The organism is Streptomyces sp. NPDC025833 (assembly GCF_055558055.1).
Genome location: NZ_JBVHNF010000005.1, coordinates 218,268 through 234,866 on the forward strand (window position 1 = coordinate 218,268; position 16,599 = coordinate 234,866).

Annotated in this window: 12 protein-coding genes and 1 tRNA gene; 9 read left to right on the top strand and 4 right to left on the bottom strand. The window is 72.7% G+C overall.

What is annotated here, in order from left to right; translation table 11 throughout:
- The first annotated feature begins 11 nt into the window (after nt 1–11).
- From ACZ4K2_RS10500 to ACZ4K2_RS10535, 8 genes are all read left to right on the top strand, one after another.
- Nucleotides 12–716 (top strand): response regulator transcription factor, encoded by a 705-nt coding sequence (locus tag ACZ4K2_RS10500; protein ID WP_467471652.1) that lies wholly within the window; start codon nt 12–14, stop codon nt 714–716.
- Nucleotides 713–2,116 (top strand): sensor histidine kinase, encoded by a 1,404-nt coding sequence (locus ACZ4K2_RS10505; RefSeq protein WP_467471655.1) that lies wholly within the window; start codon nt 713–715, stop codon nt 2,114–2,116. Before ACZ4K2_RS10500 ends, ACZ4K2_RS10505 begins: the two co-directional genes overlap by 4 nt.
- 111 nt (nt 2,117–2,227) lie before the next feature.
- Nucleotides 2,228–3,688: a glycoside hydrolase family 18 protein gene (locus ACZ4K2_RS10510; RefSeq protein WP_467471657.1), complete on the top strand. Its 1,461-nt coding sequence runs from the start codon at nt 2,228–2,230 to the stop codon at nt 3,686–3,688.
- Nucleotides 3,689–4,695: 1,007 nt separating this feature from the next.
- A complete protein-coding gene (locus ACZ4K2_RS10515; protein WP_467471660.1) occupies nt 4,696–6,015 on the top strand; it encodes an ABC transporter substrate-binding protein in 1,320 nt (439 codons plus the stop codon).
- 301 nt (nt 6,016–6,316) lie between these two features.
- On the top strand, nt 6,317–7,309 hold the full coding sequence (locus ACZ4K2_RS10520; RefSeq protein ID WP_467471662.1) for a carbohydrate ABC transporter permease: 993 nt from the start codon (nt 6,317–6,319) through the stop codon (nt 7,307–7,309).
- 14 nt (nt 7,310–7,323) lie between these two features.
- A complete protein-coding gene (locus tag ACZ4K2_RS10525) occupies nt 7,324–8,238 on the top strand; it encodes a carbohydrate ABC transporter permease (RefSeq protein ID WP_467471666.1) in 915 nt (304 codons plus the stop codon).
- Between the two features lie 137 nt (nt 8,239–8,375).
- Entirely contained in the window at nt 8,376–9,818 is a 1,443-nt protein-coding gene (locus tag ACZ4K2_RS10530) for a GH1 family beta-glucosidase (RefSeq protein ID WP_467471669.1), read from the top strand.
- Nucleotides 9,819–9,943: 125 nt separating this feature from the next.
- Nucleotides 9,944–10,999 (top strand): LacI family DNA-binding transcriptional regulator, encoded by a 1,056-nt coding sequence (locus ACZ4K2_RS10535; protein ID WP_467471670.1) that lies wholly within the window; start codon nt 9,944–9,946, stop codon nt 10,997–10,999.
- A 112-nt stretch (nt 11,000–11,111) separates the two neighbouring features.
- Here ACZ4K2_RS10535 and ACZ4K2_RS10540 read toward each other — a convergent pair.
- From ACZ4K2_RS10540 to ACZ4K2_RS10550, 3 genes are all read right to left on the bottom strand, one after another.
- Nucleotides 11,112–11,184: transfer RNA gene (locus ACZ4K2_RS10540), tRNA-His, on the bottom strand.
- Between the two features lie 108 nt (nt 11,185–11,292).
- Nucleotides 11,293–11,895, bottom strand: coding sequence for an oligoribonuclease (gene orn, locus ACZ4K2_RS10545; RefSeq protein ID WP_467471672.1), 603 nt, complete (start codon nt 11,893–11,895; stop codon nt 11,293–11,295).
- Nucleotides 11,896–12,030: 135 nt separating this feature from the next.
- Nucleotides 12,031–13,251, bottom strand: coding sequence for a GlxA family transcriptional regulator (locus tag ACZ4K2_RS10550; protein WP_467471674.1), 1,221 nt, complete (start codon nt 13,249–13,251; stop codon nt 12,031–12,033).
- Nucleotides 13,252–14,126: 875 nt separating this feature from the next.
- Between ACZ4K2_RS10550 and ACZ4K2_RS10555 the strand changes: the two genes are divergently transcribed.
- Nucleotides 14,127–14,654, top strand: coding sequence for a universal stress protein (locus tag ACZ4K2_RS10555; RefSeq protein WP_467471678.1), 528 nt, complete (start codon nt 14,127–14,129; stop codon nt 14,652–14,654).
- A 103-nt stretch (nt 14,655–14,757) separates the two neighbouring features.
- Here ACZ4K2_RS10555 and glmS read toward each other — a convergent pair whose 3' ends face one another.
- The gene (gene glmS, locus ACZ4K2_RS10560) at nt 14,758–16,575 is read right to left on the bottom strand and encodes a glutamine--fructose-6-phosphate transaminase (isomerizing) (protein ID WP_467471681.1); all 1,818 of its coding nucleotides are present in this window, start codon (nt 16,573–16,575) and stop codon (nt 14,758–14,760) included.
- Between the last annotated feature and the right edge of the window lie 24 nt (nt 16,576–16,599).

The following is a 16,599-nucleotide window of genomic DNA, read 5'->3' on the forward strand; positions in this document are numbered from 1 at the left end:
CGGTGCGGCGCATGGCAAGTGTGCTCGTGGTCGAGGACGACCAGTTCGTGCGCTCGGCGCTCATCCGGCAGCTCACCGACGCCGCCCACACGGTGCGCAGCGTCGGGACGGCGCTGGAGGCGCTGCGCGAGGCCGCCCACTTCCGTTTCGACGTGGTCGTCCTGGACCTCGGACTGCCCGACCTGGACGGCTCCGAGGCGCTGAAGATGCTCCGCGGCATCACCGACGTGCCCGTCATCATCGCCACCGCCCGGGACGACGAGGCGGAGATCGTCCGGCTGCTCAACGCCGGTGCCGACGACTACCTCACCAAGCCGTTCTCCGTCGAGCACCTCTGCGCCCGGATCGCGGCCGTGCTGCGCCGGGCCCGGTCCGCCGGCGCCGGCGACCAGCCCCCGGCCGTGCTCCGGGTGGGCGGGCTGACCGTCGACCCGCTGCGCCGCCGGGCGGAGCTGGACGGGGTGCGGCTCGACCTCACCCGCCGCGAGTTCGACCTGCTCGCCTTCCTGGCCGGCCGGCCCGGGGTCGTCGTCCCGCGCAGGGAACTCCTCGCCGAGGTCTGGCAGCAGTCCTACGGCGACGACCAGACCATCGACGTCCACCTGTCCTGGCTGCGCCGCAAGCTGGGCGAGACGGCCGCCCGGCCGCGCTACCTGCGCACACTGCGCGGCGTCGGCGTCAAGCTCGAACCGCCCGCGGAGAGCGGGCCGCGATGAGATGGGCGCTGGTCAAGGTCTGCCTGGCGGTCACCACGATGGTCGTGGCCGCCTTCGCCGTGCCGCTCGGCCTGGTCGTCAAGGAGATGGCCCGCGACCGGGCGTTCTCGAACGCCGAGCGGGAGGCCGCCGCGGTCGCGCCCGCGCTGTCCATCACCACCGACCGGGACGAACTGGAGCGGGTGGTGGCCTCGGCCGGCGCCGACGCCGGGATGGCCGTCCACCTGCCGGCCGCCGAGGGCCGGGCCGCGCTGGACCTCGGCCGGCGGCGCGCCCCCGCCCACGCCGTCCGGGCCGTACGGCGGCTCGGCCGCGCCTCCACCGTCGCCGTGCCGGGCGGCTCCACGCTGCTCCAGCCGGTCGCGCTCGGCTCCGGCGCCATCGCGGTGGTCGAGGTGTACGTCCCCGAGTCAGAGGTGACCAACGGCGTCGGCACGGCCTGGGCGGTCCTCGCGGCCGTCGGACTGGCGCTGATCATCGGCTCGGTCGCGGTCGCCGACCGGCTGGGGGTGCGCATGGTGCGTCCGGCGCGGCGGCTGGTTGAGGGCGCGCGCGACCTGGGCGGGGGCCGGCTGGGCGCCCGGGTGCCGGAGGACGGGCCGACCGAACTCCGGCTGGCCGCCGTCGCGTTCAACTCCATGGCCGACCAGGTCGTCCAGCTCCTCGCCAACGAGCGTGAACTGGCGGCCGACCTGTCGCACCGGCTGCGCACCCCGCTCACCGTCCTCCGGCTGAACGCGGCCTCCCTCGGCGCCGGACCGGCCGCCGAGCAGACCCGGGCGGCCGTCGCCCAGTTGGAGCGCGAGGTCGACACCATCATCCGGACGGCCCGGGAGGCCAAGCCGCAGACGGCCGCGGCCGGACCCAGCGCCGGCTGCGACGCGGCCGAAGTGGTCCGCGAGCGCATGGAGTTCTGGTCCGCGCTCGCCGAGGACGAGGGCCGCAGGTGGCGGGTGGCCGGCACCGGGCGGCCGGTGCGGCTGCCCGTCGCCCGCGCCGACCTGGCCGCCGCGCTCGACGCCCTGCTCGGCAACGTGTTCCGGCACACCCCGGAGGGCACCGCCTTCGCGGTCGACCTGCACGACGGGGAGGAAGCGGTGATCGTGCTCATCTCGGACGCCGGCCCGGGCATACCCGACCCGGTGGCGGCGATGGCCCGCGGCCGGGGCTCGGGCGCCACCGGCTCGACCGGCCTGGGCCTGGACATCGTCCGCCGGCTCGCCGAGTCCACCGGCGGCGACGTCCGCATCGGCGCCTCGGTGCTGGGCGGCACCGAGGTGCGCGTCCGGTTCCGGCCCGCTGGTCCGGCCGGCCGGGGACCGGTGGGCCGCGGCCACCGCGGCACGGTACGGCGACGCGGACCGCGCGCCATCTTTAACCGGTCCCGATCGCTTCCTTAAGTGCGGCATAAGGACACCGACCGCCGCCCCGAACAGGGCGTTTGTCCGGATCGGGCCCGCTAGCGTGCTGCCGCACCACACCCCCGGTGGAGAACGAAGGCAGGCACGCGCATGAGCACGCACCGGCGCAGTATCAGCGGCAGGAGCAAGGCGATAGGCGGCCTGGTGGCCGCGGCCGTGATCGGCGGCGGTGCGGTCCTGCTCACCGGGACGGCCAACGCGGCCGGCGTGAACGCCGCCTACACGCGGACCAGCGACTGGTCGAACGGCTACACCGCCCAGTACGTCGTCACCAACAACAGCGGCCAGGCCGAGAAGACGTGGACCCTGGAGTTCGACCTCCCCACGGGCACCACGCTCTCCTCCCTGTGGAACGGCGAGTCGAGCGTCAGCGGCCGGCACGTCACCGTCAAGCCCGCCCAGTGGGACACCGCGGGCATCGCCCCGGGCAAGTCCGTGACCGTCGGCTTCGTGGTCAGCGGCGCGGGCGACCCGACGGGCTGCCGCATCGACGGCGCCCAGTGCTCCGCGGACGGCGGCGCCACCCCCGAGCCGAGCGGCCGGCCGACCGGGTCCCCGTCCCCGGTCCCGACCCCCACCAAGACGTCCACGCCGACCGCGACGTCCACGCCGACCCCCACCCCGACGCCGTCCCAGAGCACCGGCACCGGTACCACCGGCTCCGCCGGCTTCGCGCCCTACGTCGACACCTCGCTGTACCCGGCGTTCGACCTCGTCGGCGCGGCGGACACCACCGGTGTGAAGAACTACAACCTCGCCTTCGTCACCGACGGCGGCGGCTGCACCCCCAAGTGGGGCGGCGTCACGGACCTGACCGCCGACGGCGTGGCCGCGCAGATCGGCGCCCTGCGCGCCAAGGGCGGGGACGTCCGGGTCTCCTTCGGCGGCGCCTCGGGCTCGGAGCTGGCCACCACCTGCTCCTCCGCCGACGCGCTGGCGGCGGCCTACGGCAAGGCGGTCGACGCGTTCAAGCTGACCAAGGTCGACTTCGACGTCGAGGGCGGCGCGCTGCCGAACACGGCCGCCAACACGCGCCGCGCCCAGGCCATCGCCAAGCTCCAGGCCCAGCACCCCGGCCTGGACGTCTCCTTCACCCTCCCGGTGATGCCGGAGGGCCTCACCCAGGACGGCGTGAACCTCCTCGCCAACGCCCGGTCCAACGGCGTGCGGACCAGCACCGTCAACATCATGGCGATGGACTACGGCGCCTCGTACGGCGGTGACATGGGCACCTACGCCGAGCAGGCCGCCACCGCCACCCAGGCCCAGGTCAAGAGCGTGCTGGGGCTGTCCGACCAGGCCGCCTGGAAGACGGTCGCGGTCACCCCGATGATCGGCGTCAACGACGTCTCCACCGAGGTCTTCAAGGTCGACGACGCCACGCAGCTGGTGGACTTCGCCAAGTCCAAGGGCCTCGGCTGGCTGTCCATGTGGTCCGCCACGCGCGACAAGAGCTGCCCCGGCGGTCCCAAGCCCACCGCCGACGCCACGTGCAGCTCCGTCACCCAGGACGCGTTCGCCTTCTCGAAGGCGTTCGGCGCCTACAACTGACCCGGCCACCCGGGTCTCAGACGGGGGCGCGGTACTCCGGGGGGAGGGCCGCGCCCCTCCGGCGTGTGTCGGGAGGAGTGCGGCCGTCCTCCCGTACCGCCCCGTCATTCCGGTGCGCCGGCATCGCGGCGGCCCGGGGGAAGGCGGGAGGAGGGCCGGCGGTCGTCGGTGGGGGCATGAGGGATCTCCCGGAGTGAAGTGTCCACATTATGCATGGGAGCGCTCCCATGACGGAAGAGGGGCGCGGGACCGCCGTCACCGGGCTGCCATCACCGGCCCGCCGTCAGCCCGCTGGGCGGCGGGCCAGGGGGCGGAACCGCTCGTACCCCTGCTCATCACCCGCGAGCACCGGCCGCAACTGCCGCAGGACGCAGGTGAGTCCGGCACGTCCTGGACGGCCCCGGGGGAGGGCAGGCGGGCCGGTCCGCGGCGCCCGGCACCCCCGCCGCGGCCGGGCCCGTGCGGCTGGGGCCGGTGAACGACCGCCGTGGCCGGGCCGGTTCCGCAGAACTCATCGTTCACCTTCCGGCGCTCCGGAGAGCGGGCCCCGCGCCCCGGCCCGCCCGCGCGCCAACCGCCGCGCGATCCGCCCCGGTTGGCCGGAAGCGGGGACCGGCCCGCCGGTGACCTGCCCCGACGCTGTGCGCGACAGCCGACGGGCGGCCCGCGCGCCGGTGTCCGCGCGACACGTTCCCGTGACGTGGAAAAAACGCTTGCGCAACAAGGCCGTCTTCAAGTCTTGACACCCGGCCCGGCACCAACGAGTCTTCCGGCATGCCGCGTGGGAGCGATCCCACGGGGCGACCGGGGCTCTCTTCCGCTCGGGTCACACCCATCCGTAACCTTTCCCTCTGCCGGGCTCGACACAGCGTTGACCAGCACCTTTCTCCCGTACGCCGGGTGCTGTCGACCAGCCGTCGCGCGCACCGAGAGGACAGGCCCCGAACCGCCGCGCCCGGCGGTCCGATTCCTGAGGTCCCGTTCCCCCTGGAACAAGGAGTAGTGGAATGCGCATCACCCGTACCGGCGGTGGTCAAGGCCACAGAGCAGCGACTCTGGCCACGACGGTCCTGACGGCCTCCGCCCTGCTGCTGACCGGTTGCAGCAGCGACGACGACTCGGACGGCGCGGACGCCAACGGGAACATCACCCTCACGGTGGCCGACTTCGGGCAGTTCGGCTACAAGGAGGCCGGACTGTTCGCCAAGTACCACGAGCTGCACCCGGACATCACGGTCAAGGAAGAGACCACCGCCAACGAGCAGGACTACTACCCGAAGCTGCTCCAGCAGCTCAACACGGGCAGCGGCCTCGGGGACGTCACGGGCATCGAGGTCGGGCGCATCAAGGAGGTCGTCGACACCCAGGCGGGCAGGTTCGCCGACCTCGGCAAGAAGATCAAGGTGGACGACTGGGTGTCCTGGAAGGAGAAGCAGGCCACCGCAGAGGACGGCACGGTGATCGGCGCCGGTACCGACATCGGCCCCATGTCCCTGTGCTACCGCAAGGACCTCTTCGAGAAGGCGGGCCTGCCCAGCGACCGCGAGGCCGTCGCCAAGGCCGTCGCCGGCGGCTGGGAGGACTACCTCAGGCTCGGCGAGCGGTACAAGAAGAAGGCGCCCTCCGGCACCTACTTCATGGACTCGGCGTCCGCCATGTACAACGCGGTCGTCAGCTCCGCGGCCGAGCAGTACTACGACGCCGACGGCAAGCCGGTCTACAAGGACAGCCAGTCCGTGCGGCAGGGCTGGAACCTGGCCGCCGAGGCCGCCGACAAGAAGCTGTCCCAGGGCCTGCCCCAGTTCACCGACGCCTGGACGGCGGCGCTGCGCAAGGGCAGCGTGGCCACCGTGGCCTGCCCCGCCTGGATGGCCGGCCAGATCTCCACCAACTCCGGTGACTCCTACAAGGGCAAGTGGGACATCTCCCGGGCGCCCGGCTCCACCGCGGCCAACTGGGGCGGCTCCTTCCTGGCCGTACCGAAGAGCGGCAAGCACGTCGAGGAGGCCACGGAACTGGTCAAGTGGCTGACCGCCCCGGAGCAGCAGGCCCAGGTGTTCAAGGCGATCGGTGTCTTCCCGTCCAACAAGCGCGCCTACGAACTGGCCGACGTGAAGAACGCCAAGCTCCCCTACTTCAGCGACGCCCCCATCGGGCAGATCTACGCCGAGGAGGCCAAGTCCATCCCCGAGGCGGTGCTCGGCCCGAAGGACGGCGTCATCAAGGACGCGATCTCCACGCAGATCAACAACATGGAACAGCGCGGCACCGCGCCCGACGACGCGTGGAAGGCCGCGACCGAGTCGGTCGACAAGGCACTCGGCTAGAGCCTCTCGCCCCGCCCGGGCCGACGCAGCCCGGCCGCACCGGGCGTCCGGGCCCGCCGGGCGGCGCCCGCCCCTCGCCCGGGTGAGCATCCGGTGAGCACCCGGCGGCCCGGCGACGGGCACCGCCGCCGCATCATCCGGGGTGGCCCGGCGGCCGGGCCGCACCCCGCACGCACCTTGCGGCCGAGGCGTGGGCCGTTCGCCACCGCACCGATCCGGCGCGGGCAGGGGCGGACCGACCCCGGTCCCCGGCACGCCCCCCGCCCCACCCGGCCGAGACCTCCAGGGAAGGACTCCCTCCGTGGCAACGACAACCCCCGTCCGGGGGGTCGGCACCCCGCCGCCAGGCGGCACCGGTGCCGCCCCGCACGACCGCGCCGCCTGGCGCGCCCGGCTGTGGCGCTTCGACGACAAGGCGTCGCCGTACGCCTACATCGCCCCCTTCTTCCTGATCTTCGGCGCCTTCGGGCTCTACCCGCTCCTCTACACCGGCTGGATCGCCCTGCACCGGGTGGAGATGACGAGCCTCGACCAGTCCCAGTGGGTCGGCTGGGACAACTTCGCCAAGATCCTCCAGGACTCCGAGTTCTGGACGGCCGTCACGAACACGTTCGTCATCGGCGTCCTCTCCACCGTCCCGCAGCTGCTGGTGGCGCTCGGCCTGGCGCACCTGCTCAACTACAAGCTGCGCGCCAGCACGTTCTGGCGGACCGTCATCCTCACCCCGTACGCCACCTCGGTCGCCACCGCCGCCCTGGTCTTCGCGCTGGTCTTCCGCGCCGACGGCGGCATCCTCAACTGGGTGCTGCACTTCTTCGGCGCGGGCAACACCGACTGGGGCAACGGGGAGTGGACGTCCAAGATCGCCATCTCGGTCATCGTGATCTGGCGCTGGACCGGCTACAACGCCCTCATCTACCTGGCGGCCATGCAGGCCGTCCCCACCGACCTGTACGAGGCGGCCGCCATCGACGGGGCGTCGCGCTGGCAGCAGTTCCGCAAGGTGACCGTCCCCGCGCTGCGGCCGACGATCCTGTTCACCGTCGTCATCTCCACCATCGGCTCGATGCAGCTGTTCGGGGAGCCGCTGCTGCTCCAGGGCGGCACGCTCGGCTCGATCGGCGGCAGCGAGCACCAGTACGAGACCCTCAGCATCTACCTCTTCAACTACGGCTGGAAGCTGGGCCACCTGGGCCCGGCGGCGGCCGTCGCCTGGGCCATGCTCGTCCTGCTGCTGCTCATCGCCCTGATCAACTGGATCGTCGGCCGGTTCGTGCGCAAGAACGCGGCCTGACGGGAGCGACATCGATGACCACGACCACTCCCACCACCACCGTTCCCGGCCTCGGCCCGGCACCGGTCCCCGCGGACAGGGGCCGTGGCCGCTTCCGGGTGGGCGCCGGCCGGCAGCTCGACGGCGGACCGTTCACCTACGCCGCGCTGATCCTCGTCGGCCTCGGCTCCGCCCTCCCCCTGTACTGGACGCTGGTGGCCGCCTCGCACGACCAGCAGCGCGTCCTGGACGACCCGCCGCCGCTGGTGCCGGGCGGCCGGCTGTGGGGCAACCTCCAGACGGCCTGGGACCAGGCCCACCTCGGCAAGGCCATCGTCAACAGCGTGATCGTGGCCGGCTGCATCACCGCCGCCACCCTCTTCTTCTGCACCCTCGCCGGATACGCCTTCGCCAAGATGCGCTTCCGCGGCCGCGGCGCGCTGATGACCGCGGTCATCGCCACGCTGACGATCCCGCCGCAGCTCAGCGTCGTCCCGCTGTTCATGATGATGTCGGACATCGGGTGGAGCGGGAAGCTGGAGTCGGTGATCTTCCCGACCCTGGTCGGCGCCTTCGGGGTGTTCTTCATGCGCCAGTACCTGCTGGAGTCCCTGCCGTACGAGCTGATCGAGGCCGCCAAGGTCGACGGCGCGAGCAACTTCCGCATCGTGCGGAGCATCGTCCTGCCCGTGGCCCGGCCCGCCATGACGGTGCTGGGCATGCTCACCTTCGTGCAGGCGTGGAACGACTTCTTCTGGCCCTTCCTCGCGCTGAACCAGGAGAACCCCACCCTCCAGGTGGCGCTCGGCCAGCTCAGCGCCTCCTACACCCCCGACCAGAGCATCGTCATGGCCGGGGCGCTGATCAGCACCCTGCCGCTGCTGCTGGTCTTCATCGTCTTCGGCAAGCAGATCGTCGGCGGGATCATGGCGGGCGCGGTCAAGGGCTGAGCCGCACGACACCGCCCCGCGGCGGGCCGTACCGGACCGGGCGCCCGGCACGCCCCGGCGTCCCGCCCTTCTCGCCCCCCGCACGCCGGACCACCGTCCGCCGTCCCTTCCTCACCCCCTTTGGGAGCGTTCTCACCATGACCGCCGTACGACCCGAGACCACGGCCCAGCAGGCCTCGGACCAGTCCTTCCCGGCCCGGTTCGTCTGGGGCGCCGCCACCGCCGCCTACCAGGTGGAGGGCGCCGCCGCCGAGGACGGCCGCACCCCGTCCATCTGGGACACCTTCAGCCACACCCCCGGCAAGGTCCGCAACGGCGACACCGGCGACATCGCCGCCGACCACTACCACCGGTACCGCGACGACGTGGCGCTGATGAAGCGGCTCGGTCTCCAGGCGTACCGGTTCTCCGTCTCCTGGTCCCGGGTCCAGCCCACCGGACGCGGGCCCGCCGTCGAGCGCGGCCTGGACTTCTACCGCCGTCTCACCGACGAGCTCCTGGCGGCGGGCATCACCCCCGTCGCCACCCTCTACCACTGGGACCTCCCGCAGGACCTGGAGGACCTGGGCGGCTGGCCGCACCGCGACACCGCCCACCGCTTCGCCGACTACGCCGACCTCGTGGCCCGCGCCCTCGGCGACCGGGTCGGGGTGTGGACCACCCTGAACGAACCCTGGTGCTCGGCGTTCCTGGGCTACGGTTCCGGCGTGCACGCGCCGGGGCGGACCGACCCGGCCGCCACCCTGCGCGCCGCGCACCACCTGAACCTGGCGCACGGCCGGGCCGTCGGCGCGCTGCGCGCCGCCCTGCCGTCGTCCGCCAAGACGTCGATCACCCTGAACCTGCACCAGGTGCGCCCGCTCACCGGCGATCCCGAGGACGCCGAGGCCGCCCGCCGCATCGACGCGGTCGGCAACCGGATCTTCACCGGCCCGCTGCTGGACGGCGTCTACCCCGAGGACCTGCTGGCCGACACCGCGCACCTCGTCGACTGGGACCGGCTGATGCACGACGGGGACCTGGCCGAGATCTCCCGCCCCATCGACATGCTCGGCGTCAACTACTACTCGCCGACCGTGGTCTCCCGGCCGGCCGACGGAACGGCGAGCACCCGCGACGACGGCCACGGCGCCAGCGACCACTCCCCGTGGACCGGGTCCGAGGACGTCGCCTTCCACCTCGCCAACGACGACGTGACCGCGATGAACTGGGCCATCGACGCGAACGGCCTGCACACGCTGCTGACCGGACTGTCGGCCGCGTACCCGCACCTGCCGCTCATGGTCACCGAGAACGGCGCCGCCTTCGACGACTACGCCTCCCCCGAGGGGCGCGTCGAGGACCCGCAGCGGATCGCCTACCTGCACGCGCACCTGGACGCCGTCCGCCGCGCCATCGCCGACGGGGCCGACGTGCGCGGCTACTTCCTGTGGTCCCTGCTCGACAACTTCGAGTGGTCCTACGGCTACTCGAAGCGCTTCGGCGCCGTCTACGTCGACTACCCCACCCAGCGCCGCATCCCCAAGGCCAGCGCCCACTGGTACACGGAGGTGATCCGGCGCCACGGCCTGCCCGGCTGACCTGCGCGGGACGGCGGGCGGGGCCCGGGCTCCGGGCCCGCCCGCCGGCGCCCGCGGGATCGGGGGCGCCGCCTGCCCGGCTGTTACATTCCTGGCCTGACGGCGGTGAGCGGAAGGCGGCGACTATGGCGGGCAGCGGTGGAAGGGGCCGGGGCGGCCGGCGGCCGACCCTGGAGGAGGTCGCCGCCCGGGCCGGGGTCGGACGGGGCACGGTCTCCCGGGTGATCAACGGCTCGCCCCGGGTCAGCGACGCCACCCGCGCCGCCGTCGAGGCGGCGGTCGCCGAGCTGGGCTACGTCCCCAACACCGCGGCCCGCGCCCTCGCGGCCAACCGCACCGATGCCGTCGCCCTCGTCGTCCCCGAGCCGGAGACCCGGTTCTTCGCGGAGCCGTACTTCTCCGACATGCTGCGCGGGGTCGGCGCGGAACTCTCCGACACCGAGATGCAGTTGCTGCTGATCTTCGCCGCCAGCGACCGGAAGCGGCAGCGCCTGGCGCAGTACCTCGCGGCCCACCGCGTCGACGGCGTCCTGCTGGTCTCGGTGCACGCCGACGACCCGCTGCCCGACCTGCTCGCCCAGCTGGAGATCCCGGCCGTGATCAGCGGCCCTCGCTCGGCGGGCGAGTCGCTCACCTCGGTGGACTCCGACAACTACGGCGGCGCCCGCTCGGCGGTGGAGCACCTGCTGGGCCGGGGCCGCCGCCGGATCGCGCACATCACCGGCCGGCTGGACGTCTACGGCGCCCAGCGCCGCGTCGCCGGCTACCGCGACGCGCTGCGGGACGCCGGCCACCCGGTGGACGAGCTGCTCGTCGAGCCCGGGGACTTCACCGACGAGGGGGGCCGCCGCGCGATGACGGTCCTGCTCGACCGGTACCCCGACCTGGACGCGGTCTTCGCCGGCTCGGACGTGATGGCCGCCGGCGCCCGGCAGGTGCTGCGCGAGGCGGGCCGCCGCGTCCCCGACGACGTCGCCCTGGTCGGGTACGACGACTCCGCCATAGCCCGCCACATGGACCCGCCGCTCACCAGCGTCCGCCAGCCCATCGAGGAGATGGGCCGCGCGATGATCGGCCTCCTGCTCACGGAGATCGCCGACCGCCGCCCGGCCGCGTCCGGGGGGCCGCACCCCCACCACTCGGTCCTGCCCACGGAACTGGTCGTGCGGGCGTCGTCCTGACGGCGGCGCACTCCGCCGCCCCGGCCGCCCGCGCCGGGGGCGGCCCGGGGACGCCCGGACAACGCGAAAGCCGATGACCCGTCTTTCGACGAGTCACCGGCTTCCGACTCAGGGTGAGTGACGGGACTTGAACCCGCGACATCCTGGACCACAACCAGGTGCTCTGCCAGCTGAGCTACACCCACCACGACCGGTGGTGGAACTTGTCGTTTCCCCGACCGGCCGAGAAGAAGTCTACAGGGTCCGAAGGGGTGCTCGCGCACAGGTTTTCGCGCGGGGCCCCCGTGGGCGGGCTAGCCGGCGGACACGACGTGCTTGGCGGCGATCGCCTTCGCGGTGTCGGAGTCCGGACCGGGCTGCGGCACGAAGACGGCCTCGCGGTAGTAGCGCAGCTCGGCGATCGACTCGCGGATGTCGGCGAGGGCCCGGTGGTTGCCGTTCTTCTCCGGGCTGTTGAAGTACGCCCGGGGGTACCAGCGGCGGGCCAGCTCCTTGACCGAGGACACGTCGACGATCCGGTAGTGGAGGTAGTCCTCCAGGGTCGGCATGTCCCGCAGCAGGAAGCCCCGGTCGGTGCCCACGGAGTTGCCGCACAGCGGTGCCTTGCCGGGCTCCTTGACGTGCTCCCGCACATAGGCCAGGACCCGCGCCTCGGCGTCCTTGAGGGTCGTGCCGTTCTCCAGCTCGGCGAGCAGCCCGGACGCGGTGTGCATCCGCCGCACCACCTCCGGCATCGTCTCCAGGGCCCGGGCCGGCGGGCGGACGACGATGTCCACCCCTTCGCCCAGTACGTTCAGCTCGGAGTCGGTGACGAGGGCGGCCACCTCGATGAGCGCGTCGTCCGACAGCGAGAGACCGGTCATCTCGCAGTCGATCCACACCATGCGATCGTTCATGTGTCTCACCTTACGGCGCGCCGCGCCGCGCCGGACCGGCCGTGCGGCGACCCGGCCGGCGCGCGGCCGCGGCGGAACACGGCGAAGGGGACGGAGTCCGGCCCCGCCCCCTTCGCTCCCGTGTCCCGGCTCCGCTCAGTTGCCGCTGCGCGGTCCCGGCAGCAGGCCCACCGCGCCGGCCGCGGCCCGGCGGCTCTGCATCGGCACCCCGCCGTCCCGGTGCTCGTGCAGCAGAGCGGGCGCCTGCGACACGGGTCCGGGACCGGACAGGCCCGCGGGCGCGCCCGGCTGACCGGAGCCGGACAGCGCCGACTCCATCTCACCCGGCTTGTCGCCCTGCGGCCGGCGGGCCCGGTAGGCGGCCCGGTACGCGGCGGGGGACGAGCCGAGCTGGCGGCGGAAGTGCCCGCGCAGCGCGACGGGGGAGCGGAAGCCGCACCGGCCCGCCACCTCGTCCACGGAGTAGTCCGACGTCTCCAGCAGCCGCTGCGCCTGGAGCACCCGCTGCGTGATCAGCCACTGCAGCGGGGCGCTCCCGGTCAGCGACCGGAACCGGCGGTCGAACGTGCGGCGGCTCATGTAGGCGCGTGCCGCCAGCGTCTCCACGTCGAACTGCTCGTGGAGGTGTTCCAGCGCCCAGGCGACGACCTCGGCGAGCGGGTCGGCGCCGATCTCCTCGGGTAAAGACCGGTCGAGGTAGCGCTCCTGGCCGCCCGACCGGCGGGGCGGGACCACCAGGCGCCGGGCGAGCGCGCCGGCCGCCTCGTTGCCGTGGTCCGTCCGCACGATGTGGAGGCAGAGGTCGATGCCGGCCGCCGTACCCGCCGAGGTGAGCACGTCGCCGTCGTCGACGAACAGCTCCCGCGGATCGACGTGCACCGACGGATAGCGCTTGGCCAGCGTCGGCGCGTACATCCAGTGGGTGGTGGCCGGGCGGCCGTCCAGCAGTCCGGCGGCCGCGAGCACGAACGCGCCCGTGCACAGGCCGACGATGCGGGCGCCCTCCTCGTGGGCCCGGCGCAGCGCGTCGAGCGCGTCGTCCGGTGGCGGTGAGGTGATCGAGCGCCAGGCCGGTACGACGACCGTTCCGGCGCGGGCGATCGCCTCCAGTCCATGCGGCGCGGTGAGTTCCAGGCCCCCCGTGGTCCGCAGCGGGCCTTCCTCGCCGCCGCACACCAGCAGGCGGTAGCGCGGCACGCCGGCGTCCTGGCGGTCGATCCCGAACACCGACAGCGGAATGGAACTCTCGAAGATGGGGCCGCCGCTGAACAGCAGCACCGCGACGATCTCCTTGCGGCGGCGCCCGGACAGTTTCCGGGCCGCGGCATCCGGCGCGGCAGTGGAGTCGTGGCTCATACTGCTAAGCCCCCCTCGGTGGTCGCGGCTCCTCGGTTGTGTCGCTCCTGCACGTTTCCCCTCGGTCCTGCACGAGTCCCCCGCCGTACGACATCAAGATCGAATTTACTGGCTCCCGCGGTCTCACGGTGACCAGTTCGACACGCCGGACATTGTCGACATGACAACTTGGCGTGAAGCATTCGATCACGAAGCGTTGCACTCGTGAGCCGTGCAGGGAAGTACGCCTTGTCGCAGTGGCCAAACCGCGTAGGGTGCGCAGCGGCCCGTGGACCCTTTCCGTGCAGGTGGAACGGGGGTTGGGGGGTGGTCGGAACCCCTCCGGGGCGGTATCCAGAAGTTGGCTGAAAAGCAGCGTTCCCAGGTGCGGAAACAGGTCAGTCGACCGGTGCTGTCGCCGGGTCCCGCGTCCCCCTCTTTGCGCGGCGCAACGCACGGCGCACCGGTCGCCGCGGTGCGGCGGCCGCCGGCCCGCCGGCGGCACGCTCCGGCGCGGTGCCCGCGGCGCCGGCCGGCGAGCCGCGCCCGGTGCGGGGCGCCGCCGGACGGGCGCCCGGGTCCCCGGTACCCCGCGGAGCGGTCGCTCACCCCGGTTCCATGCCCGTCCGCCCGGCCGGTCACCGGGCGTACATCCGCGAATCCCGTGCAAACCGCCTGTACGGGGCAGCAACCATTGCGTTACGGGCGCGGCTCGTGCATGCTCCGGTGAACCCCTGCGGATGGCGGGGGACCCGCTCACGGAGCGTGCGCGGTATCTGGGCTCGGGAGGCGTGCCGCCGTACCCTTGGGGGTATGGGCTTGGGAAGATGTTTCCCGGACACAGCTCCGCCGCACACTGTCCTCCCACCATAAAGGATCACGACGCCGAGACAGCCATGGCCGGTCACGAATTCTTCGAACCCGCGGACCGCAAGCGGCCGGTCGCCGATCCCACGGCGGCCGATCCCCTGGCGGCGGAAGACTCACGCCCCTCGTGCGATCCCGCCTTCCGGCACGGAGTCGTCGTCGGCTTCGACGGTTCCACCTCCAGTGAGCGCGCCCTCGCCTACGCGATCGGGATGGCCCACCGCTCCCACTCCGGCCTGATCATCGTCCACGTCGCCAACCGGCTGCCGACCACGGTGTGGGCCGGCTGCGAGCCGCCCGTCTTCGTCGACGTGCCGGACCACCGCACGGAGGTCCTGGGGCTGGAGCTGGCCTGCGCGGACTACCTGGCCGAGGTGCCCTGGATCCTGGTCGAGCGGGGCGGGGACATCTGCCACGAACTCGAAGAGGTGGGGCGGGAGTACGAGGCGGACGCGATCGTCGTCGGCTGCACGCACGGCATCGTCGGGCGGATCTTCGGCTCGGTCGCCGGGCGGCTCGCCAGGCGTGCGCGGCGCCCCGTGATCGTCATCCCCTGACCCGGCCCGCGCGGCGTGGAACACGCGCGCGCAGACTGCCGGCGGACACGGAAGGACCCCCACGTGTCCGGTGGCGCACGTGGGGGTCCGTCCCGCGGAGGACCTACTCGACCGTGACCGACTTCGCCAGGTTCCGCGGCTTGTCGATGTCCCGGCCCAGGGCCTTCGCCGTGTGGTACGAGAGGAGCTGGAGCGGGATGCCCATCAGGATCGGGTCCAGCTCGTCCTCGTTCTTCGGGACGATGATGGTGTGGTCCGCCTTCTCCTGCTCCCGGTGGGCCACCGCCATGATCTTGCCCTCGCGGGCCTTGATCTCCTCCAGCGCCGCGCGGTTCTTCTCCAGCAGGTCGTCGTCGGGGACGATCGCGACCGTGGGCAGGGCCGGCTCGATGAGGGCCAGCGGACCGTGCTTCAGCTCGGAGGCGGGGTAGGCCTCGGCGTGGATGTAGGAGACCTCCTTGAGCTTCAGGGAGGCCTCGCGGGCCACCGGGTAGCCCCGGACCCGGCCGATGAAGAGCATCGAGCGGGCGTCGGCGTAGCTCTCCGCGAGCCGCTTGATGTCCTCCTCCTGCTTCAGGATCTCGGCGATCTGCTGCGGCAGCCTGCGCAGGCCCTCGATGATCCGCTTGCCGTCGCGGACGGAGAGGTCGCGGGTGCGGCCGAGGTGCAGGGCGAGCAGGGCGAAGGCCACCGTGGTGTTGGTGAAGCACTTCGTGGAGACCACGCAGACCTCCGGGCCCGCGTGCACGTAGATGCCGCCGTCCGCCTCGCGGGCGATCGCGGAGCCGACCACGTTGACCACGCCGAGGACCCGGGCGCCCTTGCGCTTGAGCTCCTGCACGGCCGCGAGGACGTCGTACGTCTCACCGGACTGGGAGACCGCGATGTACAGGGTGTCGGGGTCGACGACCGCGTTGCGGTAGCGGAACTCGGAGGCGGGCTCCGCGTCGGCGGGGATGCGCGCCAGCTCCTCGATCATCTGGGCGCCGATCATGCCCGCGTGGTACGAGGTGCCGCAGCCGAGGATCTTGACGCGGCGGATCTGCCGGGCCTCGCGGGCGTCCAGGTTGAGGCCGCCGAGGTGCACGGTGGAGAAGCGGTCGTCGATGCGGCCGCGCAGGACGCGGTCGACCGCGTCGGCCTGCTCGAAGATCTCCTTGTGCATGTAGGTGTCGTGGCCGCCCATGTCGTACGACTCGGCCTCCCACTCCACCGTGGTGGGCTCGGAGGTGGTGCGCGTGCCCTCGGTGGTGTAGGTGCGGAAGTCGTCGGCCTTGAGGGTCGCCATCTCGCCGTCGTCGAGGGTGACTATCTGCCGGGTGTGCGTGACCAGCGCGGCGATGTCCGAGGCGACGAACATCTCCTTCTCGCCGATGCCGAGGACGACGGGGGAGCCGTTGCGGGCCACCACGATCCGGTCCGGGAAGTCGGCGTGCAGCACGGCGATGCCGTAGGTGCCCTCGATCAGCCGGACCGCCTGGCGGACCTTGTCCTCCAGCTTCTCGGCCGTGGAGCGGGCGATGAGGTGGGTGAGGACCTCGGTGTCGGTCTCGGAGAGGAACTCGACGCCGTCCGCCTCCAGCTTGCGGCGCAGGTCGGCGGCGTTGTCGATGATGCCGTTGTGCACGACGGCGACCTTCTGGTCGGCCGACATGTGCGGGTGGGCGTTCACGTCGGAGGGGACGCCGTGGGTGGCCCAGCGGGTGTGGGCGATGCCGGTGGTGCCCTTGAAGCGCGCCGGGACCTTGGCCTCCAGGTCGCGCACCCGGCCCTTGGCCTTGACCATCTTCAGGCCGGGGGTCTTCGGGGAGGTGACGACGATGCCCGCGGAGTCGTAGCCGCGGTACTCCAGCCGCTGCAGGCCCTCCAGGAGGAGGGGGGCGACGTCACGCTTCCCGATGTAACCGACAATTCCGCACATGTATAGAGGTATCCCTTGGCTGTC

Coding starts and splice junctions, on each gene's coding strand:
- ACZ4K2_RS10525 (WP_467471666.1), top strand. CDS start 7,324: ATGACCACGACCACTCCCACCACCACCGTTCCCGGCCTCGGCCCGGCA.
- ACZ4K2_RS10555 (WP_467471678.1), top strand. CDS start 14,127: ATGGCCGGTCACGAATTCTTCGAACCCGCGGACCGCAAGCGGCCGGTC.
- ACZ4K2_RS10505 (WP_467471655.1), top strand. CDS start 713: ATGAGATGGGCGCTGGTCAAGGTCTGCCTGGCGGTCACCACGATGGTC.
- ACZ4K2_RS10535 (WP_467471670.1), top strand. CDS start 9,944: ATGGCGGGCAGCGGTGGAAGGGGCCGGGGCGGCCGGCGGCCGACCCTG.
- orn (WP_467471672.1), bottom strand. CDS start 11,895: ATGAACGATCGCATGGTGTGGATCGACTGCGAGATGACCGGTCTCTCG.
- ACZ4K2_RS10500 (WP_467471652.1), top strand. CDS start 12: ATGGCAAGTGTGCTCGTGGTCGAGGACGACCAGTTCGTGCGCTCGGCG.
- glmS (WP_467471681.1), bottom strand. CDS start 16,575: ATGTGCGGAATTGTCGGTTACATCGGGAAGCGTGACGTCGCCCCCCTC.
- ACZ4K2_RS10550 (WP_467471674.1), bottom strand. CDS start 13,251: ATGAGCCACGACTCCACTGCCGCGCCGGATGCCGCGGCCCGGAAACTG.
- ACZ4K2_RS10530 (WP_467471669.1), top strand. CDS start 8,376: ATGACCGCCGTACGACCCGAGACCACGGCCCAGCAGGCCTCGGACCAG.
- ACZ4K2_RS10515 (WP_467471660.1), top strand. CDS start 4,696: ATGCGCATCACCCGTACCGGCGGTGGTCAAGGCCACAGAGCAGCGACT.
- ACZ4K2_RS10510 (WP_467471657.1), top strand. CDS start 2,228: ATGAGCACGCACCGGCGCAGTATCAGCGGCAGGAGCAAGGCGATAGGC.